The organism is Streptomyces sp. NPDC044002 (assembly GCF_056434525.1).
Map to the genome: position 1 here is coordinate 1 of NZ_JBWKEZ010000068.1, position 6,916 is coordinate 6,916.

Consider the following 6,916-nt stretch of genomic DNA (forward strand, 5'->3'; position numbering starts at 1 on the left):
TTCCTCCGGAGATCGGGAACGCGCTGCACTGGGTTTCCAGTGCCTCCCGATCACTGTCGGATCTGGCTGATCCGGCCCTGGGGCGATCGGTCCTTGATTCCCTGAAGATCAAGCTGGACGGGACGGCGGCGGCCGCCGAGACAGTTCGGCGTAAGCGGCGCACCCTGGTCAATGCCCTCCACTACGCCGTGGATCTCGGCGAATTCCGGGAGAACCCCCTCGCAGCGGTGCGCTGGCAGAAACCCAAAGTGTCGAATGAGGTGGACCCGAGGGTCGTGGCCAACCCGGAGCAGGCCCGGTCACTCCTGGCCGCGGTCTCCTACGTCGGGGGCTACCGCCGGGCCCGTGGTCGGCGCCTGGTGGGGCTCTTCGCCGGGATGTACTTCGGGGGCTTCCGGCCAGCCGAGGTGGTGGGGCTGGCCGAGTCGGATCTGACGCTGCCGGTCACTGGGTGGGGTACGGCTCTCCTGCACCGGACCCGGCCGAGCGTGGGGAAGCAGTGGACCGACTCCGGGGAGAGTCACGACGACCGCGGCCTGAAGAACCGGCCCACCGAGGACGTTCGCCGGGTACCGATCCCTCCGCAGCTCGTCGCGATCCTCCGCGAGCACCTCGACACCTTCGGGACCGCCGAGGACGGCAGGCTGTTCTTCAGCGAGGCCGGGGGAGTGGTGTCCTCCTCGACGTACTACCGGGCGTGGCAGGAGGCCCGGCTCCTGGCCCTGCCGCCGGCCGCGGCTGCCTCACCGCTGGCGAGCCGGCCCTACGACCTCCGGCACTCGGCGCTCTCCACGTGGCTCAACGCCGGCGTCGACCCGACCGAGGTCGCGGAGCGCGCGGGCAACAGCGTGGAGGTGCTGCTCAGTCGGTACGCGAAGTGCCTCGACGGTCGCCAGGAGGTGGCCAACCGGAGGATCGAAGATCTGCTGCGCGAGTACGAGTGATCGCGAGACTGGCAATACGCTGCGAGGCCCCTGGACCTGTCCGGGGGCCTTCGGCGTTCCTGGGGCTGACCTGCGTGGATGGACCAAGATCCTGTCCACGAATAGTCCACAGCCGCTGACATACGGGTGCGCACGGCGGCAGTTGGCTGCACATACGCGAAGACCCCGACTTCAGCGTTACCGCTGATGGCGGGGTCTTTGGGCACTTCCTGCGAAGTGCCCCCGGCAGGATTCGAACCTGCGCACACGGCTCCGGAGGCCGTTGCTCTATCCCCTGAGCTACGGGGGCGTGTCGTTCGCGTTGCGGCGACGGGTTGAACACTACCAGCTTCCGTGGGGTGATCAGGAACCGATTTGGGTGGGAGGGGGAGGTCGGTCGCCCGGAGGGGGTGGAAGTGGCAAAAACCCGGACGCGGGGGCTTAGGGCGACCTACTCTCGAGTTGTGCCAGGCGCCTCGGGCCGGGTGCTTGTTGTCGACGACAACAAGGTCATCCGGCAGCTGATCAAGGTCAATCTCGAGCTGGAGGGCTTCGAGGTCGTGACCGCGAACGATGGTGCCGAGTGTCTGGACGTGGTCCACCGGGTGTGTCCCGACGCGATCACCCTTGATGTGGTCATGCCCCGACTGGACGGCTTCGGGGCCGCCGCGCAGTTGCGGGCCGATCCGCGGACGCGGCACGTGCCCGTCGCCATCGTCAGCGCCTGTACGCAGCACGAGGTCGAGGCAGGCATCGCCGCCGGGGTGGACGCGTTCGTCGCCAAACCCTTCGAGCCCGCCGAGCTGGTCCGGGTCGTACGGCGGCTCGTCGAGCGGAAGGGCGCCCCCGCGGGGAGGGCCGGAAGGGCCGGCCGGGGGGCCTGAGGGCGGGCGCCTGTTCACATGGCGAAACCGGATGCATGGCCCAGGGGCTTCTCGCCTAGGCTGGGTTCCGTGATCCCCGCCGACCTCTCTCGTGCCGTCGTACAAGCCGTACGCCGTGCCGTCGAGGGCGGTGAGCTCGCCGCGGGCGTGCCCGAGCGGGTGGTCGTCGAGCGGACCCGCCCCGGGGGAGTGGGGGAGTACGCCAGCCCCGTCGCACTCCAGGTGGCGAAGAGCGCCCGGCTGGAGCCCCGTGAGGTCGCCCGGGTGCTCGCGGGCCGGCTGCGTGCCGACGAGCCGGGGATTCTGGGTGTCGAGATCACCGGGCCGGGATTCCTGAACTTCAGCCTCCAGCCGATGTCAGCCGCCGCACTGGTGCACGATGTCCGGGCCGGGGGCCGGCGGTACGGGTTCGCGGACGGCGGGGAGCTGCGCGGGCGGGTGGTGCGGGAGGCCGTGCTGAGGATCCGGGAGTCCCAGCGGATCCAGGACGGCGCCGAGCTCCGCGTCGCGCCCGTCGCCCGGCGGGACGGGGACGTTGCCGCCGTATACGGGGCGGACGCCGCCGCTTGGGCCATGCTCTGCGTGCCGGCCCGCGAGACCCCCTCCTTTACTCCCGCCCTGCTCGTCCAGGACGAGTCCAGTGAGTTCTTCCGGGTGCGGTACGCCCATGCGCGGGTGAGGGCGCTGGGGATCAATGCCGCCGATCTCGGGTTCCGCGGGGAGGCCGGCGAGGTCGACGCCCCCGGCCTGCTGCGGCTGCTCGGCGAGTACCCGCTCGTGCTGGAGGCTGCCGCGCACCACCAGGCCCCCGAGCGGCTCGCCCGGCACCTCGTCGCCGTCGCCGACGCGCTCCTCGACTTCCAGCACCAGGTCCTGCCCAAGGGGGACGAGAAACCCTCGGCCGCCCACCGCGCCCGGCTGGCACTCGCCGAAGCCGCCGGGACGGTGCTGGCCGGCGGCCTCGCCCTGCTCGGCATCGACGCCCCAGAGTTTTTGTGACCTCCGAAGAGAGATTCCGATGAGCCGTTCCGCGCACCCCGCCGGGCCCCGCCACGCCGACGTCCTGCCCGAGGGCCACTACGCCCCGCCGCCCGCCGATCTCAACGCGCTCGACGAGAAGGTGTGGGCTCGTACGGTGGCGAGGAACGACGACGGGGTCGTCACCGTCGGCGGGATCGAAGTGACCCGGCTCGCCGAGGAGTTCGGCACCCCGGCCTACTTCCTCGACGAGGAGGACTTCCGGGCCCGCTGCCGCGCCTGGGCGCACGCCTTCGGCAAGGACGCCGACGTGTTCTACGCCGGGAAGGCGTTCCTCTCCAAGGCCGTCGTGAAGTGGCTCAAGGAAGAGGGGCTGAACCTCGACGTGTGTTCGGGCGGGGAGCTGGCCACCGCCCTCGCCGCCGAGATGCCCGCCGAGCGGATCGCCTTCCACGGCAACAACAAGTCCGAAGGGGAGATTCGGCGCGCCGTCTCCGCGGGCGTGGGGCGGATCGTCCTCGACTCCTTCCAGGAGATCGCCCGCGTCGCGCACATCGCCCGTGAGCTGGGTGTGCGCCAGCCCGTGCAGATCCGGGTGACGGTGGGCGTCGAGGCGCACACCCACGAGTTCATCGCCACCGCGCACGAGGACCAGAAGTTCGGGATCGCGGTTGCGGACGGTTCTGCCGCCGAGGCCGTGCGGCGGGCGCTCGGGCACGACAGCCTGGAGCTGCTCGGCGTCCACTCCCACATCGGCTCGCAGATCTTCGACATGGCCGGCTTCGAGGTCTCTGCGAAGAGGGTCGTGCGGCTGCTGGCCGCCGTACGGGACGAGCACGGGGTCGAGCTGCCGGAGATCGACCTCGGCGGCGGCCTCGGCATCGCCTACACCTCCGCCGACGACCCGCGCGAGCCGCACGAGATCGCCAAGGCCCTCACCGAGATCGTCGCGCGGGAGTGCGAGAGCGCCGGCCTCAAGGCCCCGCGCATCTCCGTCGAGCCCGGCCGCGCCATCGTCGGGCCGACCGCCTTCACCCTCTACGAGGTCGGCACCATCAAGCCGCTGGAGGGGCTGCGCACGTACGTCTCGGTCGACGGCGGCATGTCCGACAACATCCGTACGGCCCTGTACGACGCCGAATACGCGGTCACCCTCGTCTCCCGCGTCTCCGACGCCGAGCCGATGCTGGTCCGCGTCGTCGGAAAGCACTGCGAGAGCGGTGACATCGTCGTGAAGGACGCCTTCCTGCCGGCCGACCTGGCCCCCGGCGACCTGCTCGCCGTGCCCGCCACCGGGGCGTACTGCCGCTCCATGGCCAGCAACTACAACCACGCCCTCCGCCCGCCCGTCGTGGCCGTGCGCGACGGTGCGGCGAGGGTGATCGTCCGCCGTGAGACGGAAGAAGATCTCCTGTCCCTCGACCTCGGATGACACCCATATTTCGGGGGGAAGGGTCCGGACCCCCAAAATAGACGTCCAGGTACATCCCGTACACGTCTCACTCAATGGACCGGAGATGGAAACTCCTGTCCATTGAGTGAGACTGGTTCCTACCTGACGCGCAAACCGCGCGCCGGGAGCGAAGAAAAATCGAAAGGCGTAGGTCAATGATGCGTACGCGTCCGCTGAAGGTGGCGCTGCTGGGCTGTGGAGTGGTCGGCTCAGAGGTGGCGCGCATCATGACGACGCACGCCGACGATCTGACAGCCAGGATCGGCGCGCCCGTCGAACTCGCCGGCGTGGCTGTGCGCCGTCCCTCCAAGGTGCGCGAGGGCATCGACCCCGCCCTCGTCACCACCGATGCGACCGCCCTCCTCAAACGCGGTGACATCGACGTGGCCATCGAGGTCATCGGCGGCATCGAGCCCGCCCGCACCCTGATCACCACCGCCTTCGAGCACGGCATCTCCGTCGTCTCCGCGAACAAGGCGCTGCTCGCCCAGGACGGCGCGTCCCTGCACGCCGCCGCCGAGCAGGCCGGGCTGGACCTCTACTACGAGGCCGCCGTCGCCGGCGCCATCCCGCTGGTCCGCCCGATGCGCGAGTCCCTCGCCGGCGACAAGATCAACCGGGTGATGGGCATCGTCAACGGCACGACGAACTTCATCCTCGACAAGATGGACTCGACCGGCGCCGGCTACCAGGAGGCGCTCGACGAGGCCACCGCCCTCGGGTACGCCGAGGCCGACCCCACGGCCGACGTCGAGGGCTACGACGCCGCCGCCAAGGCCGCGATCCTGGCGGGCATCGCCTTCCACACCCGGGTCCGCCTCGACGACGTCTACCGCGAGGGCATGACCGAGGTCAGCGCCGCGGACTTCGCCTCCGCCAAGCGCATGGGCTGCACCATCAAGCTCCTCGCCATCCTGGAGCGCGCCGCGGACGGCGAGTCCGTCACCGCCCGCGTCCACCCGGCGATGATCCCGCTCAGCCACCCGCTGGCCTCCGTCCGCGAGGCGTACAACGCCGTCTTCGTCGAGGCCGAGGCCGCCGGACGGCTGATGTTCTACGGGCCCGGCGCGGGCGGCTCGCCGACCGCGTCCGCGGTCCTCGGCGACCTCGTCGCCGTCTGCCGCAACAAGCTCGCCGAGGCAACGGGGCCCGGCGAGTCGGCGTACACCCAGCTGCCGGTCAGCCCCATGGGGGACGTCGTCACCCGCTACCACATCAGCCTCGATGTGGCGGACAAGCCGGGCGTCCTCGCCCAGGTGGCGACCACCTTCGCGGAGCACGGCGTGTCGATCGACACGGTCCGGCAGCAGGGCAAGGACGGCGAGGCCTCCCTCGTCGTCGTCACCCACCGCGCACCCGACGCCGCCCTCTCCGGGACCGTCGAGGCGCTGCGGAAGCTGGACACCGTGCGCGGTGTCGCCAGCATCATGCGTGTTGAAGGGGAGTAAGGACCCATGAGCAGCAATCGCACCCACCAGTGGCGCGGCATCATCGAGGAGTACCGCGACCGGCTGCCGGTGACGGACACGACTCCCGTGGTCACGCTCCGCGAGGGCGGCACTCCCCTCGTCCCCGCCCAGGTGCTCTCCGAGCGCACGGGCTGTGAGGTGCACCTCAAGGTCGAGGGCGCGAACCCCACCGGGTCCTTCAAGGACCGCGGCATGACCATGGCCATCACCAAGGCCAAGGAGGACGGCGCCAAGGCCGTCATCTGCGCCTCCACGGGCAACACCTCGGCCTCCGCCGCCGCCTACGCGGTGCGCGCCGGCATGGTGTCCGCGGTCCTCGTGCCCCGCGGCAAGATCGCGCTCGGCAAGATGGGCCAGGCCCTGGTGCACGGCGCCAAGATCCTGCAGGTTGACGGCAACTTCGACGACTGCCTGGACCTGGCCCGCGCGCTGTCCGACAACTACCCGGTGGCGCTGGTCAATTCCGTCAATCCGGTGCGCATCGAGGGCCAGAAGACGGCCGCGTTCGAGATCGTCGACGCGCTCGGCGACGCCCCCGACATCCACGTGCTGCCCGTCGGCAACGCCGGCAACATCACGGCGTACTGGAAGGGCTTCAAGGAGTACAAGGCCGACGGCCTGGCCTCCCTCACGCCCCGCGTCTGGGGTTTCCAGGCCTCCGGCTCCGCGCCGATCGTGCGCGGCGAGGTCGTCAAGGAGCCGCACACCATCGCCACCGCGATCCGCATCGGCAACCCGGCCTCCTGGGAGTACGCGCTCGCCGCGAAGGAGGAGTCGGGCGGTTTCATCGACGAGGTGACGGACCGCCAGATCCTGGCCGCCTACCGCCTGTTGGCCTCTCAGGAGGGCGTCTTCGTCGAGCCCGCCTCGGCCGCGTCGGTCGCCGGTCTGCTGAAGGCCGCCGAGGCCGGCCTGGTCGACCCCGGCCAGAAGATCGTGTGCACCGTCACGGGCAACGGCCTCAAGGACCCCGACTGGGCCGTCGCCGGCGCTCCGCAGCCGGTCACCGTCCCGGTGGACGCCGAGGCCGCGGCGATCCGTCTCGGCCTGGTCTGACCCAGGTCACCGGCCCCTGAGGGGGCCCCGAGCCCCGTTGCCGGATTCCGGAAGCCTCCGGAATCCCGGGACCCACGCGGGGTCGTACCCAAAAACCAACATCGGTTCCCCCTTCGCTTTCTACCTCATCCCGTTGGAGGAACCCAAACCCAC

6 protein-coding genes and 1 tRNA gene are annotated in these 6,916 nt (G+C 70.5%); 6 read left to right on the forward strand and 1 reads right to left on the reverse strand.

Features of this window, described 5'->3' with window-relative positions; genetic code table 11:
• Positions 1-944: tyrosine-type recombinase/integrase (locus tag AC07A6_RS34140; RefSeq protein WP_478779709.1), on the forward strand; the 944-nt coding region annotated here is incomplete at its 5' end.
• Positions 945-1,161: 217 nt separating this feature from the next.
• Here AC07A6_RS34140 and AC07A6_RS34145 read toward each other — a convergent pair.
• Positions 1,162-1,233: transfer RNA gene (locus AC07A6_RS34145), tRNA-Arg, on the reverse strand.
• A 100-nt stretch (positions 1,234-1,333) separates the two neighbouring features.
• Here AC07A6_RS34145 and AC07A6_RS34150 point away from each other — a divergent pair.
• The 5 genes from AC07A6_RS34150 to thrC all read left to right on the forward strand — a co-directional run bounded on the left by AC07A6_RS34150 (position 1,334) and on the right by thrC (position 6,763).
• Complete coding sequence (locus AC07A6_RS34150; protein ID WP_478779719.1) at positions 1,334-1,807, forward strand: response regulator; 474 nt, start codon at positions 1,334-1,336, stop codon at positions 1,805-1,807.
• 69 nt (positions 1,808-1,876) lie between these two features.
• A complete protein-coding gene (gene nrtL / locus AC07A6_RS34155) occupies positions 1,877-2,806 on the forward strand; it encodes an ArgS-related anticodon-binding protein NrtL (RefSeq protein WP_478779710.1) in 930 nt (309 codons plus the stop codon).
• 19 nt (positions 2,807-2,825) lie between these two features.
• A complete protein-coding gene (gene lysA, locus AC07A6_RS34160) occupies positions 2,826-4,217 on the forward strand; it encodes a diaminopimelate decarboxylase (protein WP_478779711.1) in 1,392 nt (463 codons plus the stop codon).
• A gap of 176 nt (positions 4,218-4,393) precedes the next feature.
• Positions 4,394-5,686 carry a homoserine dehydrogenase gene (locus AC07A6_RS34165; RefSeq protein WP_164720960.1) on the forward strand — a complete coding sequence of 431 codons (1,293 nt, stop codon included), beginning with the start codon at positions 4,394-4,396 and terminating at the stop codon, positions 5,684-5,686.
• Positions 5,687-5,692: 6 nt separating this feature from the next.
• Entirely contained in the window at positions 5,693-6,763 is a 1,071-nt protein-coding gene (thrC, locus tag AC07A6_RS34170) for a threonine synthase (protein ID WP_362467227.1), read from the forward strand.
• Positions 6,764-6,916 lie beyond the last annotated feature (153 nt).